Below are 22965 nucleotides of genomic sequence, written 5' to 3'. Positions count from 1 at the left end.
CTGTCTTACACCCCCGCCGCCCTCGCCGCCTCGTACACCTCCGCCGCCAGGTCCTTCAGCTCCTCCGCGTCCCTCGTGCCGCCCGCGAGTTCGATGAGGATCTCCTCCACCGCCCCCGTGGACGCGTGTGCCTCCAGGTCCTCGACGATCTGCTCGACGTTGCCCCGGAAGGGCGCGCGCTTCTCGCCCTCGTACGGGGTCGGCGTGTACCGCGCGTTGGCCCGCAGGACGCTCTGGACCGGCCGCGTGCGGCCCCGCTCGGCGGCCAGTTCCTTCAGTGCCTGCGCCTGCTCGGCCAGTTTCTCGGCGCCCATGCCCACCGGCATCCAGCCGTCGGCGCGGTCGACGAGCCTGCGCAGGGCGCGCGGGCTGCCCGCGGGCAGCAGGATCGGGATGGGGCGGGCGGGTTTGGGGCCGACCAGCGAGGGCGCGATCGTGGTCAGCTCCCCTTCGTACGCCACCGGGTCCGGGCCCCACACCGCGTGGCAGACGTCGATGACCTCGTCCAGGACCTTGCCGCGCTGCTCGAAGGGGGCCACCGCCGAAGCCGCGTACTCGTCGTGGGACCAGCCCGTGCCGAGGCCCGCGACGACGCGGCCGCCGCTCGCCGCGTCCAACGTGGCCAGCGTGCGCGCCAGTTGGAACGGGATGTGCAGCGGGGCGACCAGGACGCTGGTGCCGAGGCGGGCCCGCTCCGTGGCGGCCGCGGCAAGGGTCAGCGTGACCAGGGGGTCGGCCACCGAGCGGTACGTGTCCGGCCAGGGCAGGCCCTCGATGCCGTACAGACCCTGGGTCGCGGGCTCGGGGAAGAGGATGCGTTCATAGACCCACAGGCTCTCGTACCCGATCTCCTCCGCCGCGCGGGCGACGGCCGGGACGTCACGTCCGATGCTGTACTGCCGGCCCTGCGGGAGGCTGAGCCCGAGTCGTGTGGCCATGCTGGTGCTCCTTCGCATCCGGGGTCACTGCCTTCAACGTACAGCGATCGGCAGGGAGTTCCTCGGCTGCGCGAGAGCGATGGGGTCACCGTGGCCGGGTCAGTCCGGCAGGGGCGTGAGCAGCATCCGGCCCACCAGACCGACCGCTCCGTCGAGACGCTCCCGGAACTCGTCGGCGACGGCGGGCAGTTGGTTCAGCGCCCGCATCGTCAGGGCCGTCGCCCAGGCGCTGTCCCTGGCCCGCTCCAGGCTCCAGGAGCCCAGCAGGTGGGTGAGCGGATCGGCGATCTGGAAGAGGTCGGGACCCGGCATCAGCTCTTCGCGGATGCTCTCCTCCAGCGAGACGAGGATGTCGCCCACGCGGTCGAACTCGTCCTCCAGGTCCGCCGGTTCGCAGCCGAGCGTACGACACGCGTCCATGACGGCCAGCGGAAGGTCGTGCCCGATGTGCGCGTTGATGCCCGCGAGCGCGAACTGCAGCGGTCGTACGCCGGGATGGCGCCGGAGCTGGAACAGCGGGCGCCAGCAGGCGGGCGGCCTGCGGTCGGCCGCCACCGCCTCGACCGCTCTCAGGTAGCGCTCGGCGAACAGGACGTCCAGCGTGATGGCGGCCCCGGAGTCCGGGAAAAGGCCACGCTCGACGTGCCGGCCGACCTCCTCGGTGACCGAGAGATAGACCCGGTTGAAGACCCCGACCCCGTCGCCCGCCGGGAAGCCGGCGCCCAGCGCGCGCATCCGCGCCACCACGCCGTCGACCCCGTGTGCCGAGACTGTGAACTCCGCCAACCGCTGCAACTGCGCCATGGTGGCAGGGTCCCAGTCCTAGGCTGGCCCGAGCGCCACCGCACCGGCCGCTTCCCCCGCACGAGGGAACGGCGACCGTGTGTGCCCCTGGGGAGGGGAGCGGGCACGCCGTGTCAGGGGGACACGGGGGAGGGGAGGAACCGCACTGTGTCAGGCAACCGCGCACGACATCGCGCCGGCCGGCGAGCCGAGCGGCGGGGCGAGCGGAGGAGCGCCGCCCGCCATGGGTTCATGGTCGCCGCTGCCTCGGTCGTGGCCGCCGTCGGCACCGTCACCGGAATGGTGTCCGCCCTGGACGAGGGCGGCGGCAAGGACCGGGCGCGCCCGAAGGTGACGAAGTCGCCGACGCTCGAACCGCTGCCCGCGGTGCCGACCCCCTCCGTCTCGAAGCCCCCGGCGAAGCCGTCCCCGGTGAAGTCCTCCGCGGCCCCGAAGCCGGGACCGAAGCCCTCGACGCAGCGCCCGAAGAAGCCCAGACCCGTCACGCCGAAGGCCAACTCCCTTTACCGGCACGGCGAATCCCAGGTCCTCGACTGGGTCAGGGCGAACCGCGGCGACCCGCGCAGGCCGCTCATCGAGTCACGGATCGCCGACCGCCCCGCCGCCGTGTGGTTCGCGGAGTACGCGCCGGGGACCATCACCTCACGGGTACGCGCGGTGACGTCGAGCGCCGGGAGCAGGGTGCCCGTCGTCGTGCCGTACGCGATACCGGACCGCGACTGCGGGGGCGCGTCGCAGGGCGGGGCGCCGGACCTCGCGGCGTACGACGCGTGGATCGGGAAGTTCGCGGCGGGCCTCGGCTCGGGCGAGGTCATCGTCATTCTCGAACCGGACGCGATCGCGCTCTCCGAGTGCCTCTCGGCGAAGCAGCGCACCGCACGCTATGCCTCGCTCGCCCGCGCGGGCCGCACCCTGAAGAGCGCCAACCCGAAGGCCAGGGTCTACTACGACGCCGGGCACTCCGGCTGGAACGCGGCGGCCAAGCAGGCCGGACGGCTGCGCGCGGCGGGCGCGGCGTCCCCCGCGTCGTCCGACGGCGTCTTCACCAACGTCTCGAACTTTCACCGCACCGACGACGAGGCCGCGTACGCCCGCGAAGTCCTGTCCGCACTCGGCGGCCCGCCGGGACTTGGCGCCGTCATCGACACGAGCCGCAACGGCAACGGCGCCCCGGCGGACGGCGAGTGGTGCGACCCGGCTGGCCGCAGGCTCGGGCCGAGCCCGACGCTGCGCACCGGCCGGGCCCGCGTCGACGCCTATCTGTGGATCAAACTGCCGGGCGAGTCCGACGGCTGCAAGGGCGCGCCGGGCACGTTCACGCCCGGCTACGCCTACGACTTGGCGGGCGGCTGAGAGCCCGCTTCCGGGCCTTCCTCGCCCTCGTCGTACGTGGAAGTGCCCGAGTCAAGCAGCGGTTCCTGCGTCTTGAGGTGCGGCGGGGCGAAGGCGCGCAGGACGTGGTAGCCGGTGATGACGACGATCGTGCCGAGCGCGATGCCGCTCAGCTCGAAGTTGTCGGTGATCTTCAGTGAGACGCCGCCGACACCGATGATGATGCCCGCGGCGGCCGGGACGAGGTTCAGCGGGTTGCGCAGATCCACCCCGGCGTTGATCCAGATCTGGGCGCCGAGCAGGCCGATCATGCCGTAGAGGATGACGGTGATGCCGCCGAGTACGCCGCCGGGAATGGCCGCCACGACCGCGCCGAACTTGGGGCAGAGGCCGAAGAGCAGGGCGAAGCACGCGGCGGCCCAGTACGCGGCCGTTGAGTAGACGCGGGTCGCGGCCATCACGCCGATGTTCTCGGAGTACGTCGTGTTGGGCGGGCCGCCCACCGCGGTGGAGAGCATGGAGGCGGCGCCGTCGGCGGAGATCGCCGTGCCGAGCTTGTCGTCCAGGTTGTCGCCGGTCATCTCGCCGACCGCCTTGACGTGCCCGGCGTTCTCGGCGACCAGCGCGATGACCACGGGCAGCGCGACGAGGATCGCCGACCACTCGAAGCTCGGCGCGTGGAAGGACGGCAGACCGATCCAGTCGGCGTTGCCGACCGCGGAGAGGTCCAGGCGCCAGTGGTCGACGACCTTGCCCGAGCCGTCCGCCGAGTGGATCTTGCCGAAGGACAGGTCGAGGACCCAGGACAGGGCGTACCCGAAGACCAGCCCCAGGAAGATCGCGACGCGTGACCAGAATCCGCGCAGGCACACCACGGCCAGACCGGTGAACAGCATCACCAGGAGCGCCGTCCACTGGTCCTGCGGCCAGTACGTTGACGCGGTGACCGGCGCGAGGTTGAAGCCGATCAGCATGACGACGGCGCCGGTGACGATCGGCGGCATCGCGGCGTGGATGATCCGCGCCCCGAACTTCTGGACGGCGAGGCCCACGAGGAACAGCGCGGCGCCGACCACGAGGACCGCGCCCGTGACGGTCGCCGATGAACCGCCCTGCGCGCGGATGACCGCGGCCACGCCCACGAAGGAGAGCGAACAGCCCAGGTAGCTGGGCACCCGGCCGCGCGTGGCGAGCAGGAAGATGACCGTCGCGACGCCCGACATCATGATCGCGAGGTTCGGGTCGAGGCCCATCAGGACGGGCGCCACGAAGGACGCGCCGAACATGGCGACCACGTGCTGGGCGCCGAGCCCGAAGGTGCGCGGCCACGAGAGCCGCTCGTCGGGACGGACGACTGCTCCGGGAGCGGGGGTGCGCCCGTCGCCGTGCAGTCTCCAGCGCACGCCGAGATCCATGGTTCTGTTCCGCCTTCTGTGCGCCCGACTTTGTCAAGACCTGAATGAGTCAGCGCAATGTTAATCCGGCATAAGTTCCACTGGTTCTCACGGGATCTTCGCGGGAGCGACCGGAGTGACCTTCCGGCCGTCGGTGCGCAGGACGCCGGCGAACACCGCGAGGCCGCAGGCGAGGACCGTCACCAGGCCGAAGGAGACCACCAGGCTCGTCACGTCGGCGAGCGTGCCGATCGCGGACGGGGCGATCAGGCCCGATGTGTACGTGATGGTGGCGACGCCCGCGATGGCCTGGCTCGGGTTCGGGCCGCTGCGTCCGGCCGCGGCGAACGCGAGCGGCACCACGACCGCGATGCCGAGCCCGAGCAGCGCGAACCCGCCCATGGCGACCGCCGGATGGGGCGCCACCACCACGAGCAGCCCGCCGAGCGCCGCGACCACGCCGCCGACGCGCACCGTGCGGACCGCCCCGAAGCGGTCCACCACCGCGTCGCCCGCGAGTCGCGCGATCGCCATGGTGAGCGTGAAGCCGGTGGTCGACGCGGCGGCGACACCGGCCGAGCTGTCCAGGACGTCCCGCAGATAGACCGCGGACCAGTCCAGGCTCGCGCCCTCCGCGAAGACCGCACAGAAACCGACCGCGCCGATCAGGAGCGCCGACTTGGGCGGCAGAGAGAAGCGCGGCGGCGCCACATCCTCGGGCTCCGCCTGGAGATCGAGCACACCCTGGCAGGCGAAGAGGCCGATCACGGTGAGGGCCACGGCGGCGAGCGCGTGGTGCAGGCGGGCGTCCGAGCCCAGGTGGGCGGCGACCGTGCCCGCCGCGGAGCCGATCAGGGCGCCGACGCTCCACATGCCGTGCAGCCCCGACATGATCGACTTCTTCATGCGGGTCTCGACCTCGACACCGAGGGCGTTCATCGCCACATCCGACATGCCCGCCGTCGCGCCGTACACGAACAGGGCGAAGCAGAGCGTCAGGAGGTTCGGCGCGAGCGAGGGCAGGATCAGCGACATCGTCCACAGGGCGAGCAGGCCGCGCAGTGCCGTCCGGGCGCCGAAGCGATGGCTGACCCAGCCCGCGAGGGGCATCGCCACGGAGGCGCCGATCGCGGGGAAGGCGAGGGCGAGGCCGAGGAGACCGGCGCTGAGGCCGGCGTGCTCCTGGATCCAGGGGACGCGGGTCGCGAAGGAGCCGGTGACAGCGCCGTGCACACAGAAGACAGCGGCCACGGCGTACCGCGCCCGCTTCAACTGTCGTACGTCGTAGGTCACTTCACTCATCGATTCGCCGCCCCTCCTGAGGTGTGCCCCGCTACGGCGTCGTAAACTATCAGGAACCCTGCCTGATAAATAGCGGCTTTATGGAAGGATCCCCGGCATGCCCGCATCACCGAGCACCGCCCGGGCCATCAACGACCGGCTCGCCCTGGGGCTCCTGCAGCGCGAAGGACCGCTGACGGCCAACCAGTTGAAACAGCTGACCGGCCTCTCACGGCCCTCGGTCGCCGACCTCGTCGAGCGCCTCCAGGGCTCCGGCCTCATCGCGGTCGTCGGGGAGGCGGGTGCCCAGCGTCGCGGCCCCAACGCCCGGCTGTACGGGATCGTCGCCGACCGGGCGCATCTCGCCGCGCTCGACGTACGCACCGGGGGCGTCTCCGTGGTCGTCACCGACCTGCTCGGCGCCGTGCTCGCCGAGGCGTCCGCGCCCATCGGCGCCGACTCCGGTACCGAATCCGCAGTCGAGCGAGCCGTCACCCTCGTGGAGAGCGCCGCCCGGGACGGCGGCGTCCAGCGGCTGCACACCGTGGCGATCGGCGCCCCGGGCCTCATCGACCCCGCCACCGGTGAACTGCGCGACACCACCTCGCTGCCCGCCTGGCACCGGCGTCTGGCCGGAGCCCTCCAGGAGCGGCTCCCGGCCCGCGTCCTCGTGGAGAACGAGACCAACCTCGCCGCCCGTGCCGAACAGCGGGACGGCGCCGCCCACGACCGCGACACCTTCGTCCTCCTGTGGCTCGGCGACGGCGTCGGCGCCGCCGTCGTGCTCGACGGAAGTCTGCGCCGCGGGGCGTCCGGCGGCACCGGCGAGATCGGTTTCCTGCCGGTGCCCGGCACCCACGTGCTGCCCTCCGCCACCGGCTGCGAGGGCGGCTTCCACTCGCTGGCCTGCGCAGCCGCGCTGCGCGAGCTGGGCGTGGAGCACGGCCTGACGGCCGGGCGCGAGGCCGCGGATCTCGTACGGCACGCCGTCGAGTCCGGCCACGACGCCTTCCTCGACGCCGCCGCCGACCGCGTCGCCGTCGGCGCCGCCGCCATGGCCGCGATCCTCGACCCCGGCTGCGTCGTCCTCGGCGGCGAGATCGGGCGCGCGGGCGGCGACGCGCTCGCCGCCCGTGTGGCGCACCGCCTCGCCGCCATGTCGCCGCTGCACACCGAGGTGCGCGCGAGCGCGTTCGGCGGCTCGGCGGTGCTGCGCGGCGCGCTGCTCGCCGCTAGGGACGCGGCGCAGGACGATCTCTTCGGACCTGGCCCCCACCCCGCAGGCTGAGCCACAACAGCGCGGCCGGAGCGATCACCCCGGCCCCGAGCAGCGCCATCAGCGTCGCGGCCGATCCGGCCGTCATCTGCTCCAGATGGGCCGAGTGGAACACCAGATGGGGCACGGAGAAGGTCAGATACGCGGCGAGCCCGACGGACACCAGCAGCGGCTCCGCCGAGCGCACACCCGCCGCGAGGACCACCCCGAGGGCCAGGGACATCGCCCCCAGGTCGCGCATCATGTGCTCGTTGTACGGCGGCAGGTCCGACACCCACAGGACGCCGTAGAAGGAGTGCGGTGCGAACAACTGCCAGCAGCCGACGGTGACTTGAGTGGCCGCGAGGGTCAGCAGGCCGCCCCGCAGCACCCCCGCCCCGCGCCCGCTCACCGCTGCCCGCCCGGCCGCGCCGCGAGGAACTCCTCGAACGTGCCCTTGCCCACGGCCTGCCGAGGCGCCAGATGCCCGCCCTCGCGCATGCCGCGGTACGCCTTCCCCGCGAGCCGCACCGGCAGCAGCGGCCGTCGCCGACCGGTCGCCCGCAGATAGGCGCGGGCCAGCTCGGTGAACGTGCACACCGCCGGGCCGCCCATGTCGTCGACGCGTCCGGCAGGCGGCGCGAGCGCCAACTCCGCCAGCCGGTCGGCTACTTCGGTGACCTCGATCGGCTGGTCACTGACGCCCGCGGGCAGCAGCATCACCGGCAGCTTCGCCGAGGCCTCCAGGATCCGCGCCACCAGATCGTGGAACTGCGTGGTTCGCAGCACCGTCCAGCCGATCCCCGACTCCTCCACCAGCCTTTCGACGGCGAGCTTCGAGCGGTAGTAGCCGAGCGGCACGCGGTCCACACCCACGATCGAGATGTAGACCAGGTGCGGGACCCCGGCGCGCCTGGCCGCCTCGACGAGACGCGCCGCCGACACCTCGTCACCGCCGCGCTGCGTGGTCGCGCAGTGCACGACCACGTCCGCGCCCGCCACGGCCGCGTCGAGTCCGGGGCCGCCCTCGCGCAGGTCGACGGCGTACGGCTGGGAGCGGCGGCTCAGTACGCGCACCTCGTGCCCGCCCGCGCGCAGCTTCTCGGCCAGCGGGCGGCCCAGGGTTCCGGTGCCGCCGGTCACCAGGATCGTGGTCATTGCTCGGCTCCTTCGCAGCGTGGACGGCTTCCGTGCCGTCCCTCACCGACTGGGAACCGGACAGCCGTCAGGAATGTGACAGCTGCCGTGCCACGAACCCCAGCTTGTCGGGATTGACCATCACCCACACCTCGCTGACCAGGCCGTCACGGAACTCGAACGACGCGATGCCCACCACGGCCCCCGCCGTCCGCGCGACGATCGCGGGCGCGCCGTTGACCTCGGCGTACGAGAGGTCCATGGCCGAGGCGAACTTCTCCATGCCGCCCACGACGAACCGCAGGACCTTCTCGCGGCCGACGACCGGCTTGCGCGCGGCAGTGGCCTTGCCGCCGCCGTCGCCCCACCACGTCACGTCCGCCGTGAACATCTTCTCCAGGCCGGCCAGGTCCCCCTCGCGGGCCGCCGCGAGGAACGACTCAAGGAGCGCCTCACGCCGCTCCGCCGCCGCGTCGAAGCGCGCCCGCTCATCCGTCACGGCCCGCGCCGCCCTGCGGTACAGCTGGCGGCAGTTGGCCTCACCGATGTCCAGGACGCCGGCGATCTCCCGGTGGCTGTACGCGAACGCCTCCCGCAGCACGTACACCGCGCGCTCCACCGGCGTGAGCCGTTCCAGCAGGATCAGCAGCGCCATGGACACCGCGTCCCGCTGCTCCGCCGACTCCAGGGGGCCGAGCGTGCCGCCCGAGGTGACGACCGGCTCCGGGAGCCAGGGCCCCACGTACTCCTCGCGCCGCGCACGCGCCGACGTGAGCCTGTTGAGGCAGAGGTTGGTGACGACCTTGGCCAGCCAGGCGCCGGGCTGGCCGATCGCCGCCCGGTCCGCGCCGTTCCAGCGCAGATACGCGTCCTGCACGGCGTCCTCCGCCTCCTGGGCGGAGGAGAGCATGCGATAGGCGAGCGAGAACATACGGGGGCGATAGGACTCGAACTCATCGGTCAGTGCTGCGGTCGTCACGCGCTCAGCGTGCCAGAGCGGCGCCGGAGGGCGGTCGTCACCGCCGGTCAGATGCCTGTCACAGGCTGCTGTGAGCCAGGCCACAGTGGTTCGCCCGTATGGGCGTCGATCAGGCGTGGCACACTGGCCTCGTACCAAAAGCAGCGCACTCCGGGGTCGGTGTAATTCCGAACCGGCGGTTACAGTCCGCGACCCGGTCACCTCCAGTGGCCGGTTGACCAGGTGAAACTCCTGGACCGACGGTGAAAGTCCGGATGGGAGGCAGTGCGCGGCGGGCGGGCATTCGTGCACGTCGCCGAGTGGCTTGTTTTTGGGATACCCGTCTCTTCGGGTTTCCCGGGGAGAGGTCTCGTTTTCCGGCGTCGCTCCCGATGCCGCAGTCCGTACATTCTGTCGTCATCGACAGGCCCCGGAGTCCGTGCCCCATGAGGCAGGAGGACCCGGTGGCCACCGCACCCGCGGCAGCAGTGAACGAGCACGAGCTCGCAGCCATGCGCCGTGCCATCACGCTCGCCGCCCTCGGGCTCGGCTCCACCAGTCCCAACCCGGTCGTCGGATGCGTGATCGTCGATGCCTCCGGAGAGATCGTCGGCGAGGGCTACCACCAGCGCGCGGGCGGCCCGCACGCCGAGGTCCACGCCCTGCGAGCGGCCGGCGAGAAGGCCCGCGGCGCCACCGCCCTGGTCACCCTCGAACCCTGCAACCACACCGGACGCACCGGCCCCTGCGCCCAGGCGCTCATCGACGCCGGGATCGCCCGCGTCGTCTACGCCGTCGGCGACCCGAACCCCGCCGCGACCGGCGGCGCGCAGCGACTGCGCACCGCCGGAGTCGACGTGCGGGCGGGCCTGTTGGAGGACGAGGCCGCCGCGGGCAACGCCGCCTGGCTGACCTCCGTACGGCTCGGCCGCCCCCACGTCACCTGGAAGTACGCGGCGACGCTCGACGGCCGTATCGCCGCCGCCGACGGCAGCAGCCGCTGGATCACCTCCGCCGACGCCCGCGCCGACGTCCACCGGCTGCGCGCCGAGTGCGACGCGGTGGTCGTCGGCTCCGGCACCCAGCGCGCCGACGACCCGCACCTCGCCGTGCGGGGCATCGAAGGCGCCGTACAACCGCTGCGCGTGGTCGTCGACACGAACGGCACCGCGGTGACGCCCGGAGCACGGGTCCTGGACGACGCGGCGCCCACGCTCGTCGCGGTCGCCGAGAACGTCACCCCGGAAAGCGATGCGGAGACGGTCCGACTGCCGCGCGTGGACGGCGGGTTGGACATTCCCGCCCTCCTCGACGCGCTGCACGCGCGCGGGGTGCGTTCCGTGCTGCTCGAAGGCGGGCCGACCCTCGCCGGAGCCTTCGTCGCCGCGGGCGCCGTCGACCGCGTCATCGCCTATCTGGCCCCCGCCCTGCTCGGCGCGGGCCCCGCGGCCCTCACCGGCGGCGGAATCACGACCATCACCGAAGCGTTGCGGCTCGACGTGAGCGAGAGCGTCCGCATCGGTCCCGATCTGCGCGTCACCGCGACCCTCGTAGCCCCAGTGGCCCCCGTAGACCTCGTAGCGAAGGAGCACTGAAGTGTTCACCGGAATCGTCGAAGAGCTGGGCGAGATCACCGCCGTCGAGAACCTGGACGACGCGTCCCGCTTCCGCGTGCGTGGCCCCGTCGTCACCGAAGGCGCGAAGCACGGCGACTCCATCGCGGTCAACGGCGTGTGTCTGACGGTCGTGGAGCACGAGGGCGAGGAGTTCACCGCCGACGTGATGGCCGAGACCCTGAACCGCTCCAGCCTCGGCGCGCTCGCGGCGGGCTCGCGGGTCAACCTGGAGCGGCCCACCGCCGTGGGCGACCGCCTGGGTGGCCACATCGTGCAGGGGCACGTGGACGGCACCGGCGAGATCGTCGAGCGCAAGCCCTCCGAGAACTGGGAGATCGTCAAGATCTCGCTCCCCGCGGACCTCTCCCGCTACGTCGTCGAGAAGGGCTCCATCACCGTCGACGGCGTCAGCCTGACGGTGGTCGAGGCCGGGATCGACTACTTCACCATCAGCCTCATCCCCACCACCCTCGCCCTGACCACGCTCGGCATCAAGCAGCCCGGCGACCCGGTCAACCTCGAGGTCGACGTCATCGCGAAGTACGTCGAGCGCATGCTCGGCGACCGCGTCGGCGCCGGAACCGCCGCCGCTCCCGCTCCCGCTCAGGAGGTCACGCAGTGAACTGGCTCAACTCCGAAGCCTTCACGGCCTTCGGGCAGCACGTGATCTGGTCCGACATGGTGGGCAACACCATCGGCCTGATCGCCCTCGCCCTCGGCTGGCGGCGCTCCATATGGACCTGGCCTGCCCAGTTCCTCTCGGGCGTCATCCTCGTCGGCGCCTACGCCTCCGCGCAGCTCTCCGGCGGCGTCGGCAAGCAGCTGCTCGTCATCGGCGTGGCCCTGTGGGGCTGGCGGCTGTGGACCAACGGCACGCAGCAGGCGCAGGACGGCTCCATCGCCGTCCGGTTCGCCACCTGGAAGGAGCGCGGGGTGCTCATCGGCGGCACGGCCGTCGGCACCCTCGTGGTCGGCGCCCTGTTCTCCGCCGTCCCGGACCTGTCCTGGAACCCCTGGCCCGACGCCTACATCTTCGTCGGCACCCTCGCGGCGATGGTCGCCCAGGCCCGCGGCCTGGTCGAGTTCTGGTTCGCCTGGCTGCTGGTCGACGTGGTCGGCGTACCCCTCGCGTTCAGCAGTGGTCTGGCCTTCTCCGGCCTCGTGTACGTCATCTACCTCGCGCTCGTCCTGTGGGGCATGCGCGACTGGTGGCTGCGGTCGCGCATCGCGGCCTCGCAGCCCGTCATGGAAGGAGCCCCGGCATGAGCGCGGCACCGGTTTGGTACAGCACGGGTCACGAGGAAGACGCTTCCGACCTCGCCCTCGACCCCGTCGAGGCGGCCATCCGCGACATCGCCGCCGGGCGGCCCGTCGTGGTCGTCGACGACGAGGACCGCGAGAACGAGGGCGACCTCGTCATCGCGGCCGAGAAGGCCACGCCCGAGATCATCGCCTTCATGATGAGCGAGTGCCGCGGCCTGATCTGCGCGCCCATGGAGGGCGACGAGCTCGACTGCCTCCAGCTCCCGCAGATGGTCGAGAACAACACCGAGTCGATGCGGACGGCCTTCACCGTCTCCGTCGACGCGAGCGGCGCGCACGGCGTCACCACCGGCATCTCGGCCGCCGACCGCGCCACCACGCTCCAGATGCTCGCCGCGGGCACGTACCAGCCCACCGACTTCGTGCGGCCGGGCCACATCTTCCCGCTGCGCGCCAAGTCCGGCGGCGTCCTGGTCCGCAACGGCCACACCGAGGCCGCGGTCGACCTGGCCCGCCTCGCGGGCCTGCGCCCGGCAGGCGCGATCGTCGAGATCGCGGGCGAGGACGGCACGATGCTCCGCCTGCCGGAGCTGATCCCGTTCGCCCGCAAGCACGGCCTGACGATCATCTCCATCGAGGACCTGATCGCCTACCGCAGCAGCTCCGAGCCCACGGTCCGCCGCGAGGCCGAGGTCCACCTGCCCACCGCCTTCGGCGACTTCACGGCGTACGGCTACCGCTCCACCGTCGACGGCGTCGAGCACGTCGCCCTCGTCCACGGTGAGGTCGGCGAGGGCGAGGACGTCCTGGTCCGCATCCACTCGGAGTGCCTGACCGGCGACGTCTTCCACTCGCTGCGCTGCGACTGCGGCCCGCAGCTGGAGACGTCCATGCGGCGCATCACGGACGAGGGCCGCGGCGTCGTCGTCTACCTCCGCGGCCACGAAGGGCGCGGCATCGGCCTGCTCTCCAAGCTGCGCGCCTACGAACTCCAGGAGCGCGGCAGCGACACCCTGGACGCCAACCTGGAACTCGGCCTGCCCGCCGACGCCAGGGACTACGGCGCGGGCGCCCGCATCCTGGACGACCTCGGCATCCGCAGCGTGCGCCTGATGACGAACAACCCCGACAAGACCGACGCGGTGATCCGGCACGGCCTGAAGGTCACCGGACGCGAGCCCATGGCGGTCCAGGCGGGCGAGCACAACCTCCGTTACCTGCGCACCAAGCGGGACCGGATGGGTCACGACCTGCCCTGGCTGGACACCACCCCCGAGGTGTCCGCCTGCGGCAACCAGTAAGCAGAACCGGCCTACGAGAAGTACCGGCACACGACAACCAGGAGAAGCGCGTGAGCGGCAAGGGTGCACCCGAACTGAGTGTGAAGAACTGCGGAGACCTGCGGGTCGCGGTGATCGCCGCCCAGTGGCACGAGAAGGTCATGGACGGCCTCGTCGACGGCGCGCTGCGCGCCCTGCACGAGCTCGGCATCAGCGAGCCGACCGTCCTGCGTGTACCCGGCAGCTTCGAGCTGCCGGTCGTCGCCAAGGTCCTCGCCGGACGCGGCTACGACGCGATCGTGGCGCTCGGCGTCGTCATCCGCGGCGGAACCCCGCACTTCGAGTACGTGTGCCAGGGCGTCACCCAGGGCCTGACCCAGGTCAGCATCGACACCGGCGTCCCCGTCGGCTTCGGCGTCCTCACGTGCGACACCGAGGAGCAGGCCCTGGACCGGGCGGGCATCGAGGGCTCCCGCGAGGACAAGGGGCACGAAGCGGTCACCGCGGCCGTGGCCACCGCGACCACGCTGCGTACGATCTCCGAACCCTGGCGGTGAGCGGGGCCGGGGAGCCGCGTAAAGTAAGCGACATCATGTCCAAGAAGACTTTCGAGGAGCTCTTCACCGAGCTCCAGCACAAGGCCGCCAACGGCGACCCCGCCACGTCGCGCACCGCCGAGCTGGTCGACAAGGGCGTCCATGCCATCGGCAAGAAGGTCGTCGAGGAGGCCGCCGAGGTCTGGATGGCCGCCGAGCACGAGGGCAAGGAAGCCGCGGCCGAGGAGATCTCCCAGCTCCTCTACCACGTACAGGTGATGATGGTCGCCCGCGGCATCTCCCTCGACGACGTGTACGCCCACCTCTGAGCCGTACGCCCCACCGTCTCCAACTCCCCATCAACGCGAAGGAATCCGTCCTCATGCTGCGCATCGCCGTTCCCAACAAGGGTTCACTGTCCGGACCTGCGTCGGCGATGCTCCATGAGGCCGGGTACCAGCAGCGCAAGGAGTCCAAGGAGCTCGTCCTCGTCGACCCGGACAACGAGGTCGAGTTCTTCTACCTCCGGCCCAAGGACATCGCGATCTATGTCTCGGCCGGCAAGCTCGACATCGGCATCACCGGCCAGGACCTCCTGATCGACTCCGGCGCCAACGCCGAGACGATCCTGCCGCTCGGCTTCGCCCGCTCCACCTTCCGCTTCGCGGCGAAGCCGGGCACGGCCAGCACCATCGCGGACCTCGCGGGCATGACCGTCGCGACCTCGTACGAGGGCATCGTCGCCAAGCACCTCGCGGACAGCGGCATCGACGCCTCCGTCGTCCACCTCGACGGCGCCGTCGAGACCGCCATCGAGCTGGGCGTCGCCCAGGTCATCGCGGACGTCGTGGAGACCGGCACCTCGCTGCGCAACGCGGGACTCGAGGTGTTCGGCGAGCCGATCATGAAGTCCGAGGCGGTCGTCATCCGCCGTACCGGCGCCGGCACCGACGACCCCAAGGTCCAGCAGTTCCTGCGCCGCCTCCAGGGCGTCCTGGTCGCCCGCGCGTACGTGATGATGGACTACGACTGCCGGGCCGAGCACCTGGAGCAAGCCGTCGCCCTCACCCCGGGCCTCGAGTCGCCGACGATCTCGCCCCTGCACAACGAGGGCTGGGTCGCCGTCCGCTCCATGGTCCCGGCCAAGGAGGCCCAGCGGATCATGGACGACCTGTACGCCATCGGGGCGCGGGCCATCCTGACCACGGCCATCCACGCCTGCCGCCTCTGAACCGGCAGGAGAACCCGCCTCATGTCCGAGCTTCCCGAGCTCCCCGCCCTGCCCGTGACCTTCCGGCCCGGCCGGACCCGAGCCGTCCTGCTCACCGCGGGCGTCGCCATCCTGGTGGTGCTCACGGTGATCGCCCTGCTCATCCCGGGACTCAGCCCGGGGGAGCGGCTCAGCTTCATCTTCACCGGTGTGCTGCTCCTCGGTGTCCTGATGCTCCTGGGCAGGCCCAAGGTCGTCGCCGACGAGTCCGGCGTGACGGTCGTCAACATCGCCACCAGCAGGCGCCTGGCCTGGGCGGAGATCGTCCAGGTCAACCTGCGGCCGGGAGACCCATGGGTCTTCCTCAACCTCACTGACGGCACCAGCCTCCCCGCCATGGGCATCCAGCCGGGCATCGCCAAGCAGCGGGCCATCAGCGACGCCCGCGCGCTGCGTGCCCTCGCCGAGGCCCGCTCGCCGCAGGGCTGACGTTTGTGGCCGGGTCTTGATTAATCTGGTGGCGGGGCACGCAAGGTGTGCCGCCCCGCCCCTGTCGGGCCCGCCCGGTCCACAGGGGCTCCTGCTACCCGAGGAGTGACTCCCTCCGGCGATGGACGGTTCGTCCTGTAGTACATGCGCCGCCCCCTCCCGACATACCGGGACAGGCAAGACCAGGGAGGCGGCGGCATGACGACTTCCCTGCTGCTTCTCGGGGCGGCATTCCTGCTGATTCTCGCCAACGGCTTCTTCGTGGCCGCCGAGTTCGGACTCGTCACCGTGGAGCGCCCGGACGCCGAGAAGGCCGCGGCCGAAGGTGACCGACGGGCCCGTACGGTCGTCGACGCCCTGAAGGAGCTGTCCTTCCAGCTCTCCGGCACCCAGCTCGGCATCACCATCACCTCGCTCGTGGTCGGCATGCTCGCCGAACCGGCGCTCGCGCATCTGCTCGCGGGCCCCTTCACGGCGACCGGCCTCCCGGAAGGCGCCGTACCGAGCGTCTCCGTGGTCGTGGGGATGCTCCTGGCGTCCGCCGTGCAGATGGTGATCGGCGAGCTGGTGCCCAAGAACTGGGCGGTGTCCAAGCCGCTCCAGGTCGCACGGTTCGTCGCGGGTCCGCAGTATGTTTTCTCGCGGCTCCTGAGGCCCGTGATCTCCCTCCTGAACGCCACGGCCAACCGGCTCGTGCGGCTGTTCGGCGTCGAGCCCGCCGAGGAGCTCGCTTCGGCGCGCACCCCCGGCGAGCTGGTCTCCCTCGCCCGGCACTCGGCCCAGGCGGGCACCCTCGAACAGGACACCGCGGACCTGTTCGTGCGCACGCTCTCCCTCGGCGAGCTGACCGCGCAGCACGTCATGACCCCGCGCGTGAAGGTCAGCGCGCTGCAGACGTCGGCCACCGCCGAGGACGTGGTGAACCTGACCCGCGCCACCGGGCTCTCACGCTTCCCCGTCTACCGCGAGCGCATCGACGAGATCGTCGGCATGGTGCACCTCAAGGACGCCCTCGCGGTCCCGGCCCACGAGCGCCTGCGGGCGCCCGTCGGCCGCATCGCGCAGGCGCCGCTCCTGGTCCCGGAGACGCTTCCCGTGCGGCAGCTCCTCGAGCAACTGCGCAGCGAGCAGCCGATAGCCGTCGTCGTCGACGAGTACGGCGGCACGGCCGGCGTGGTCACCCTGGAGGACATCGTCGAGGAACTCGTCGGCGAGGTCCGCGACGAGCACGACCTGCTCGATCTGCCCGAGATCGCCCCGGCGCCGGCCGAGGACGGCCGCCCCGCGTGGGACGCCGACGGCAGCTGCCGCGTCGACACGCTCCAGCGCATCGGACTCGACGTCCCCGAGGGGCCGTACGAGACCGTGGCGGGGCTCGTCGCCGATCTGCTCGGCCGTATCCCCGCCCCCGGTGACCGGGCCGAACTCCCCGGCTGGCGGCTCGCGGTGCGCCAGGTCGACCACTACCGCGCCGCGCGTGTCCGTCTCGTACGGACCGTGCAGGCTCCGGAAGTCCTGAGCGCGGCGGAGGCCGCCCGATGAGCATGATCCAACTCCTGTTCGCCCTGCTCCTCGTCCTCGCGAACGGCTTCTTCGTCGGGGCCGAGTTCGCGCTCGTCTCCGTGCGCCGCAGCCAGATCGAACCGCTGGGCGGCAAGCGGGCCCGTCAGGTCCTCTACGGCCTGGAGCACCTGCCGCAGATGATGGCCGCCGCCCAGTTCGGCATCACTATCTGCTCGTTGACGCTCGGCGCGGTCGCCGAGCCCACCGTCGCGCATCTCCTGGAGCCCGTCTTCGAGGCGGCGCACATCCCCGAAGGGGCGATCCATCCGCTCGGGTACGCCATCGCGCTCGCCGTGGTGGTCTTCCTCCACCTCGTCATCGGCGAGATGGTCCCGAAGAACCTCGCGATGGCCGCCCCCGAGAAGACCGCGCTCTGGTTCAGCCCCGGCCTCGTCGCCTTCGCCCGCCTCTGCCGTCCGGTCACGGTGGCGCTCGGGGCGTGCGCACGCGTCGTGCTCAGGCTCTTCGGGGTCGAGCCCAAGGACGAGGTCGAGGCCGTCTTCACCAGCGAGCAGCTCAACCGCCTCGTCGGCGACTCGGGCCAGGCGGGGCTGCTCGAACCCGAGGAGCAGGAGCGCCTGGAGGACGCCCTGGAGCTCGGCTCGCGCCAGGTGACGGACGTCCTGCTCGACCGGGCCTCGCTGGTGACGGTCGGCGCCGGGGCCACCCCGGCGCAGGTCATCGAACTCACCGGGCGCACCGGTTACTCCCGTTTCCCGGTCCGCGCGGAGAACGGCGCCTTCATGGGCTACCTCCACGTGAAGGACGTACTCGACCTGACCGACGGCATGGAGCCGGACCGGGCGGTGCCGCAGCAGGTCTGGCGCCCGATGACGACGCTGCGGGCCGAACTCCCCCTGGACGATGCCCTGACGGTGATGCGCCGCGCCGCGACGCATCTGGCACAGGTCGCCGACGCGTCGGGCAAGGTGCTCGGCCTGGTCGCCCTGGAGGACGTACTGGAGCTGCTGGTGGGCGAGGTCCGCGACCCGGCGCACCGGGTGGCGGTGCCGCGCAGGCCTCAGGAGGTCAGGGACGGCGCCCTGGTGTGAGCGGCGGGGCCCAGGGTCCCCGGGGAGTCAGATCCCCGGCGGGCTCTGCGGCCCCCGCCCCGAAAGCACCTCGCCGTAGGCCTGCATCAGGTCGGGGAGCCGCAGCGTCGACAGGTCGTCACGGCTCGGTTCGCCGGAATAGCCGGTCAGGCGCAGGTCGCGGTAGGCGCAGCTCTTCTCGTAGAGCGTGCGCAGGAAGCGGCCGTTGCCCAGTTCGTCGATCCACGCCTGGTCGACGACGTGTCCGCTGATGGAGCGCAGCTCGTCGAGCGCCTCCTCGTCCCACACATCGCCGTTGTCGGCGGCCAGGACCTCACCGATCGAGGTGAGCTCCAGGGGGCGGTACGAGGGGAAGTCCACGCGGGTCGTGAAGCGGGAGGAGAGCCCGGGGTTGGCGGCGAGCAGGCGGTCCATGCCCTCGGGGTAGCCCGCGAGGATCACGACCAGGTGGTCGCGGTTGTCCTCGGCGCGCTTGAGCAGCACCTGGAGCGCCTCATCGCCGTACGCGTCGCCCTTGCCGTAGCCCGAGTTGGACAGGGAGTACGCCTCGTCGACGAACAGGACGCCGCCGATCGCCGAGTCGATCAGTTCGTTCGCCTTCACGGCGGTCTGGCCCAGATACTCGCCGACCAGGTCCGCCCGCTGCGCCTCCACCAGGTGGTCGCCGCCGAGCAGGCCGAGCGCGTAGAACGCACGCCCCAGGATGCGGGCCACGGTGGTCTTGCCGGTGCCCGAGGGGCCGGAGAAGACGAAGTGTCGTTTCGGCGGCTGCACGGGCAGGCCCTGCGCGGTCCGCAGGCGCGCCATGTTCAACTGCGCCGAGAGCGCCTTGACCTGCCGCTTGACCGGTTCGAGGCCGACCATCCCCTCCAGTTCGGCGAGCGCGGCCTCCAGGAGCGCGGGGTCGGTGGGCCCCGGCGGGAGCTGCTGCAGCCCCGGCTGGATGGGGATCACGGCCTTCTCGCGCACCGATTCGGTCTCGGACGGGCCGCCGGTGGGCGGCAGTTCGGGCTCGGTGACCTTCAGGTCGCGGCCCTCGGTGCCGAAGAGCGGATCGATCCCGTCGGGGCCGTCCATCACGTCCTGCCCGAAGCCGGTCAGGGCGATCGCCGCCAGGTCGGTGACTTCGTCGTATCCGTCGCCCTCGGAGATCGCCGCGAGCCGCGCGGAGGTGTCCATGAAGGAGGGATCCACCCGGTGCACCGCGCGGTAGAGCGGCAGGGCCGCCGCCGAGCGGCCCGTGCCCTCGTGCGCGCGGGCCAGCCAGTAGCGAAGCTCCTTGCGCTGCGGCTGCTCGCTGCGGCAGCGCATCAGGGCGGCGGAGAGCAGCGGCTCCGCCTGGCCGTACATCTCCAGGCGTACGCGGGCCATGCCTCCGAAGAGGCCCGCCTCGATGCCGAGCATCGCGTCGTCGATCAGCGAGTCCGTGTGCCGGACCAACTGCTCCCAGTCCTTGACCAGATAGGAACGGCAGGCGTGCAGGAACCGCACCTGCGGATCCGCGTCGACCGGCGGCAGGCCCGCCAACGCCCGGTCCAGCTCCGGGACATGACGTCCGTCCAGCCAGTGCGAGGCGTGCGCGAGCAGCAGGTCACGCGTGCTCTCCAGGACGGGCTGCACCCACCAGCCCAGCCAGTACCAGGAGTTGAGCGTGCGTCCGTGCCGGGTGCGCTGTTCCCCGAACCTGTCCCGGTGCTGGAACATCCGCAGCAGTGCCGTCGTCGTGTCGATGCGCAGCGCGTGCAGTCCGAGCCAGCCGTCGGCCATCCCCGGATCCATCCGCACCGCGGCCCGGAACTCCTCCTCCGCCTGCGGATAGGCGCCCATCGTGTAGGCGTCGACGCCCCTCAGCCAGGCGAGGTCGGCCGGGGCGGGTGAGCCCACCGCGTCGAAGTCCATCACGTCCCCCACAAACCGTGCCCCCGTTTGTGTACCGCCGGGCCGGTGCCCGTCGGCAACTTCGCTGAACCGCCGTGCTGCGGACGGACGTTGAACCGGCGCGCGGAGCAGCCGTCCGTAAGTCGCACCGAAAGGCATCGTACCTGCGGAGGAGCGCTCGGCCGTAGGGTGCCGCAGCGCGGGATCAGGCAGGTGAAGAGGGGCCTCTTCGTCACCGAGGGTGAGCGAAAGGCGGCTCGCAGCGTCCGGAATGCGCGCTCGGAGGGCAGTACGAAGCCCCCGATCACGGGGGAACAACCGGGGGCTTCGCGTCTGCGGGCGACCCCGAAAGGCCGCACATTCAGAACGTAAGTCCTGTAAGGGCCCTGGGTCAAGCCGAGTTGAGGCACTCGCGGAAACTGGCGCGAACTTCTGGGAGCGCTCTTCGGGAGGTTCAGCGGATCGCCTCCGGTCCCTCACTCTCCGTGACAATTTGGCGCTGCGCATCCGCCTCATCCGGCCCTCGCAGCACCTCATATCCCTCTCGGCACTGTCGCACCAAAGACTGAGCGAAGGGGCGTGAAGGGTCTTTCGTGAAGTGTTGGCGCTCCGCGGGTTCCCACCCGTCCCAGAAGTCGCTCTGGACCGCCCCGTCCCGGCGGCGCCCCCTGCCCCAGGCCTCGTGCTGGGGCAGCTCCATCCACAGCAGTCGCGCCAGGAACGGGCGCAGGGCGCGGCGGCCCGCGCCGACCCCCTCGACGAGGACCACGGGAGCCGGCGGCAGGGCGCGGACCTCCGGTCCGAAGCGGCGCTCGTGCCAGTCGTACGTCTCGTAGTGCGCCGTTTCGCCGCGCGAGAGTGGCACGACGACCTGCCGCCGCAGCCGCTCCGTCCAGTCGAACAGGGCGTCGTGGCTCGCGATGTCGTCGAGGCGCAGGACGGGCGCGCCGCCCAGCGCGTCGGCGAGGCGGTCGGCGAAGGTCGACTTGCCGGAGCCCGCGTGCCCGTCGACGGCGACGAGGCGGACCGGGCCGCAGGACGGCGGCAGGCGCAGCAGCTCCGCTGCGACGCGGGCCAGGGGAGTGGGAGTGGCGTGTGCGGTGGCGTGTGCGGTCATCACGGGCAAGCGTACGGGTGCGGAATTCCTCGCTCCGCGCGCCGTCGCAGCTCACGCCAGTGGTCGAGGCCAATATTGACGGAAGCGGTGATGGTCGAAGCGCTGGCAGAAGTCGGCGTGCAGCAGCCATAGTTGGCCTACCGCCGTGCATCTGACCTGCCCCTTCCGGACCCGTCCGGAGCCCACGTCGACTGGGGGTCCCCGCCATGGACCGAGCTGATGACATGTCCCGCAGAACCGTCCTCACCGCGGCCGCGGCCGTGGCAGCGCTGGCCGCCACCGCGAGCCCGGCACTCGCGTCGGGCGGCCTCGCCGGCGCCCCGCGCGCGAAGCGACCGGTGAGCAACCGCTTCTGGTCCTCGTCCGCGGACTGGGGCGCCGGCACCGCCGAGGGCACCCGTGCCGTCTCCGGAGCCCGTCCGGCCGTGGAGATCGCCGAGGCCGCGGGCACCACCGAGTACGCCGATCCGCACACCGGCAAGACCGCCACCTGGGAGTACGCCCGGTGGACCTCGCCCGTGCACCGGCCCACCGTCCCCGCGACGGAGGTCATCGCCTCCTGGAACGCCCGCACACCCACCGGGACGTGGCTCCAGGTCGAGCTCCAGGGAACGTACTCGGACAAGGCGAAGACTCCGTGGTACGTCCTCGGCCGCTGGACCTCGGGCGACGACAAGGACAAGGACATCCGCCGTACGTCGGTCGACGACCAGAGCGACGGCAAGTCGAGCATCTGGACGGACACCTTCGCCATCGACGACACGACGACGTCCCTGCGCCTCGTCTCGTACAAGCTGCGCCTGACCCTGTACCGCAAGCCGGGCGCCACCGAGACGCCCACCGTGTGGCGGCTCGGCGCGATGGCGTCCGCCGTCCCCGACCGCTTCACGGTCCCGGCGTCGAAGCCGGGTCTCGCCGAGGAACTGACGGTCCCGCGCTACTCGCAGGAGACCCACGTCGGCCAGTATCCGGAGTACGACAACGGCGGCGAGGCCTGGTGCAGCCCCACCTCCTCGCAGATGATCATCGAGTTCTGGGGCCGCAAGCCGACCGCCGACGACCTCGCCTGGGTCGACCCGTCCTACGCCGACCCCCAGGTGTGCCACGCGGCTCGCCACACCTTCGACTACCAGTACGCGGGCTGCGGCAACTGGCCCTTCAACGCGGCCTACGCGTCGACGTACAAGGACTTCCAGGCCGTGGTCACCCGCCTCACCTCGCTCACGGAGCTGGAGTCGCTGATCGCCGCGGGCATCCCGGCCATAACGTCGCAGTCGTTCCTCAAGGAGGAGCTGACGGGCGCCGGTTACGGCACGGCGGGCCACCTGATGACGGTGATCGGCTTCACGCCGAAGGGCGACGTGATCGCCAACGACCCGGCATCGCCGAGCAACGAGGCGGTGCGCCGGGTCTACAAACGCCGCGAGTGGGAGAACATCTGGCTCCGTACGAAGCGGAAGAACGCGGAGGGGAAGGTCGTCTCCGGCACGGGAGGCGTCTGCTACCTGTACTTCCCGGCGAAGCTCACGGCGAAGCAGAAGGCGGCGCTGGCTGGGGTGGGGATCCGCTGAGGCAGCGGAAAGGCCGGGCTGAGCCGATCAGTGGCCATGGCGGCGGCCCCTCCCGTTCGTTCGGGAGGGGCCGCCGTGTGTCCATCGGGGTGCTGCTGGGCTACTTCGCGTCGGATGTGCCCCGTCGCATTCGGGCCGCCTTCTCGTCGACCTCGTCCTGGGGTGTGCCTGCCTGGACGACGATCACCGCCTGGGTGCCGTCCGGCAGTGTCGCCTCGCGCATCTCCGTGCCCAGCAGCGGTGGACGCCTCCGCTCTCGCGTTACGTCCTCGTCGTCTGACATGAGACCTC

At 71.6% G+C, this 22965-nt stretch carries 23 protein-coding genes and 1 riboswitch; of the genes, 13 read left to right on the top strand and 10 right to left on the bottom strand.

Going from position 1 to position 22965, the window contains the following annotated elements:
* Window positions 1-5: 5 nt before the first annotated feature.
* On the bottom strand, window positions 6-938 hold the full coding sequence (locus ABXJ52_RS05995; protein ID WP_367039873.1) for an LLM class F420-dependent oxidoreductase: 933 nt from the start codon (window positions 936-938) through the stop codon (window positions 6-8).
* A 99-nt stretch (window positions 939-1037) separates the two neighbouring features.
* Window positions 1038-1742 (bottom strand): DUF5995 family protein, encoded by a 705-nt coding sequence (locus ABXJ52_RS05990; protein ID WP_367039871.1) that lies wholly within the window; start codon window positions 1740-1742, stop codon window positions 1038-1040.
* Between the two features lie 231 nt (window positions 1743-1973).
* Here ABXJ52_RS05990 and ABXJ52_RS05985 point away from each other — a divergent pair, with 231 nt between their 5' ends.
* Window positions 1974-3095 carry a glycoside hydrolase family 6 protein gene (locus ABXJ52_RS05985; RefSeq protein WP_367039869.1) on the top strand — a complete coding sequence of 374 codons (1122 nt, stop codon included), beginning with the start codon at window positions 1974-1976 and terminating at the stop codon, window positions 3093-3095.
* Here ABXJ52_RS05985 and ABXJ52_RS05980 read toward each other — a convergent pair.
* Both ABXJ52_RS05980 and ABXJ52_RS05975 read right to left on the bottom strand, forming a co-directional pair.
* A complete protein-coding gene (locus ABXJ52_RS05980) occupies window positions 3074-4489 on the bottom strand; it encodes a solute carrier family 23 protein (RefSeq protein WP_367039867.1) in 1416 nt (471 codons plus the stop codon). The genes ABXJ52_RS05985 and ABXJ52_RS05980 overlap by 22 nt on opposite strands.
* Window positions 4490-4576: 87 nt before the next feature.
* Window positions 4577-5770 carry an MFS transporter gene (locus tag ABXJ52_RS05975; protein WP_367039865.1) on the bottom strand — a complete coding sequence of 398 codons (1194 nt, stop codon included), beginning with the start codon at window positions 5768-5770 and terminating at the stop codon, window positions 4577-4579.
* Between the two features lie 97 nt (window positions 5771-5867).
* Here ABXJ52_RS05975 and ABXJ52_RS05970 point away from each other — a divergent pair, with 97 nt between their 5' ends.
* Window positions 5868-7037 (top strand): ROK family transcriptional regulator, encoded by a 1170-nt coding sequence (locus tag ABXJ52_RS05970; protein WP_367039863.1) that lies wholly within the window; start codon window positions 5868-5870, stop codon window positions 7035-7037.
* Here ABXJ52_RS05970 and ABXJ52_RS05965 read toward each other — a convergent pair.
* From ABXJ52_RS05965 to ABXJ52_RS05955, 3 genes are all read right to left on the bottom strand, one after another.
* On the bottom strand, window positions 6982-7416 hold the full coding sequence (locus ABXJ52_RS05965; protein ID WP_367039861.1) for a hypothetical protein: 435 nt from the start codon (window positions 7414-7416) through the stop codon (window positions 6982-6984). The two genes, ABXJ52_RS05970 and ABXJ52_RS05965, sit on opposite strands and share 56 nt — an antisense overlap.
* Window positions 7413-8162: an SDR family oxidoreductase gene (locus ABXJ52_RS05960; protein WP_367039859.1), complete on the bottom strand. Its 750-nt coding sequence runs from the start codon at window positions 8160-8162 to the stop codon at window positions 7413-7415. Before ABXJ52_RS05960 ends, ABXJ52_RS05965 begins: the two co-directional genes overlap by 4 nt.
* 67 nt (window positions 8163-8229) lie before the next feature.
* Window positions 8230-9120, bottom strand: a complete 891-nt coding sequence (locus ABXJ52_RS05955) for an RNA polymerase sigma-70 factor (protein ID WP_367039857.1) — start codon at window positions 9118-9120, stop codon at window positions 8230-8232.
* A gap of 141 nt (window positions 9121-9261) precedes the next feature.
* A riboswitch (FMN riboswitch) is annotated at window positions 9262-9392 on the top strand.
* A 219-nt stretch (window positions 9393-9611) separates the two neighbouring features.
* Between ABXJ52_RS05955 and ribD the strand changes: the two genes are divergently transcribed.
* From ribD to ABXJ52_RS05905, 10 genes are all read left to right on the top strand, one after another.
* On the top strand, window positions 9612-10694 hold the full coding sequence (gene ribD / locus ABXJ52_RS05950; RefSeq protein ID WP_367048838.1) for a bifunctional diaminohydroxyphosphoribosylaminopyrimidine deaminase/5-amino-6-(5-phosphoribosylamino)uracil reductase RibD: 1083 nt from the start codon (window positions 9612-9614) through the stop codon (window positions 10692-10694).
* A gap of 1 nt (window position 10695) precedes the next feature.
* The gene (locus tag ABXJ52_RS05945; RefSeq protein WP_367039856.1) at window positions 10696-11337 is read left to right on the top strand and encodes a riboflavin synthase; all 642 of its coding nucleotides are present in this window, start codon (window positions 10696-10698) and stop codon (window positions 11335-11337) included.
* A 56-nt stretch (window positions 11338-11393) separates the two neighbouring features.
* Window positions 11394-11981 carry a nicotinamide mononucleotide transporter family protein gene (locus ABXJ52_RS05940; RefSeq protein WP_367048837.1) on the top strand — a complete coding sequence of 196 codons (588 nt, stop codon included), beginning with the start codon at window positions 11394-11396 and terminating at the stop codon, window positions 11979-11981.
* A complete protein-coding gene (locus ABXJ52_RS05935; RefSeq protein ID WP_367039854.1) occupies window positions 11978-13279 on the top strand; it encodes a bifunctional 3,4-dihydroxy-2-butanone-4-phosphate synthase/GTP cyclohydrolase II in 1302 nt (433 codons plus the stop codon). Before ABXJ52_RS05940 ends, ABXJ52_RS05935 begins: the two co-directional genes overlap by 4 nt.
* A gap of 50 nt (window positions 13280-13329) precedes the next feature.
* Entirely contained in the window at window positions 13330-13815 is a 486-nt protein-coding gene (gene ribH, locus ABXJ52_RS05930) for a 6,7-dimethyl-8-ribityllumazine synthase (protein WP_367039852.1), read from the top strand.
* 35 nt (window positions 13816-13850) lie between these two features.
* Window positions 13851-14123 carry a phosphoribosyl-ATP diphosphatase gene (locus tag ABXJ52_RS05925; protein ID WP_055564821.1) on the top strand — a complete coding sequence of 91 codons (273 nt, stop codon included), beginning with the start codon at window positions 13851-13853 and terminating at the stop codon, window positions 14121-14123.
* A 53-nt stretch (window positions 14124-14176) separates the two neighbouring features.
* Window positions 14177-15025, top strand: a complete 849-nt coding sequence (gene hisG, locus ABXJ52_RS05920; protein WP_367039849.1) for an ATP phosphoribosyltransferase — start codon at window positions 14177-14179, stop codon at window positions 15023-15025.
* Window positions 15026-15046: 21 nt separating this feature from the next.
* The gene (locus ABXJ52_RS05915) at window positions 15047-15493 is read left to right on the top strand and encodes a PH domain-containing protein (RefSeq protein WP_367039847.1); all 447 of its coding nucleotides are present in this window, start codon (window positions 15047-15049) and stop codon (window positions 15491-15493) included.
* Between the two features lie 198 nt (window positions 15494-15691).
* Complete coding sequence (locus ABXJ52_RS05910) at window positions 15692-17035, top strand: hemolysin family protein (RefSeq protein ID WP_367039845.1); 1344 nt, start codon at window positions 15692-15694, stop codon at window positions 17033-17035.
* Complete coding sequence (locus tag ABXJ52_RS05905; protein ID WP_367039843.1) at window positions 17032-18108, top strand: hemolysin family protein; 1077 nt, start codon at window positions 17032-17034, stop codon at window positions 18106-18108. Before ABXJ52_RS05910 ends, ABXJ52_RS05905 begins: the two co-directional genes overlap by 4 nt.
* A gap of 27 nt (window positions 18109-18135) precedes the next feature.
* Here ABXJ52_RS05905 and ABXJ52_RS05900 read toward each other — a convergent pair whose 3' ends face one another.
* Window positions 18136-20007, bottom strand: a complete 1872-nt coding sequence (locus ABXJ52_RS05900; protein WP_367039841.1) for an AAA family ATPase — start codon at window positions 20005-20007, stop codon at window positions 18136-18138.
* A 433-nt stretch (window positions 20008-20440) separates the two neighbouring features.
* Entirely contained in the window at window positions 20441-21103 is a 663-nt protein-coding gene (locus tag ABXJ52_RS05895; protein WP_367039839.1) for a hypothetical protein, read from the bottom strand.
* Window positions 21104-21309: 206 nt separating this feature from the next.
* On the opposite strand from ABXJ52_RS05895, the gene ABXJ52_RS05890 reads away from it, so the two are divergent.
* A complete protein-coding gene (locus ABXJ52_RS05890; protein ID WP_367039838.1) occupies window positions 21310-22674 on the top strand; it encodes a peptidase C39 family protein in 1365 nt (454 codons plus the stop codon).
* Window positions 22675-22774: 100 nt separating this feature from the next.
* On the opposite strand, the gene ABXJ52_RS05885 is transcribed toward ABXJ52_RS05890, so the two are convergent.
* A complete protein-coding gene (locus ABXJ52_RS05885) occupies window positions 22775-22957 on the bottom strand; it encodes a hypothetical protein (protein ID WP_367039835.1) in 183 nt (60 codons plus the stop codon).
* Window positions 22958-22965: the final 8 nt, after the last annotated feature.

Origin of the sequence: Streptomyces sp. Je 1-332 (assembly GCF_040730185.1) — a bacterium.
Lineage (GTDB): Bacteria > Actinomycetota > Actinomycetes > Streptomycetales > Streptomycetaceae > Streptomyces.
This window is presented reverse-complemented; position numbering and strand designations above follow the sequence as displayed.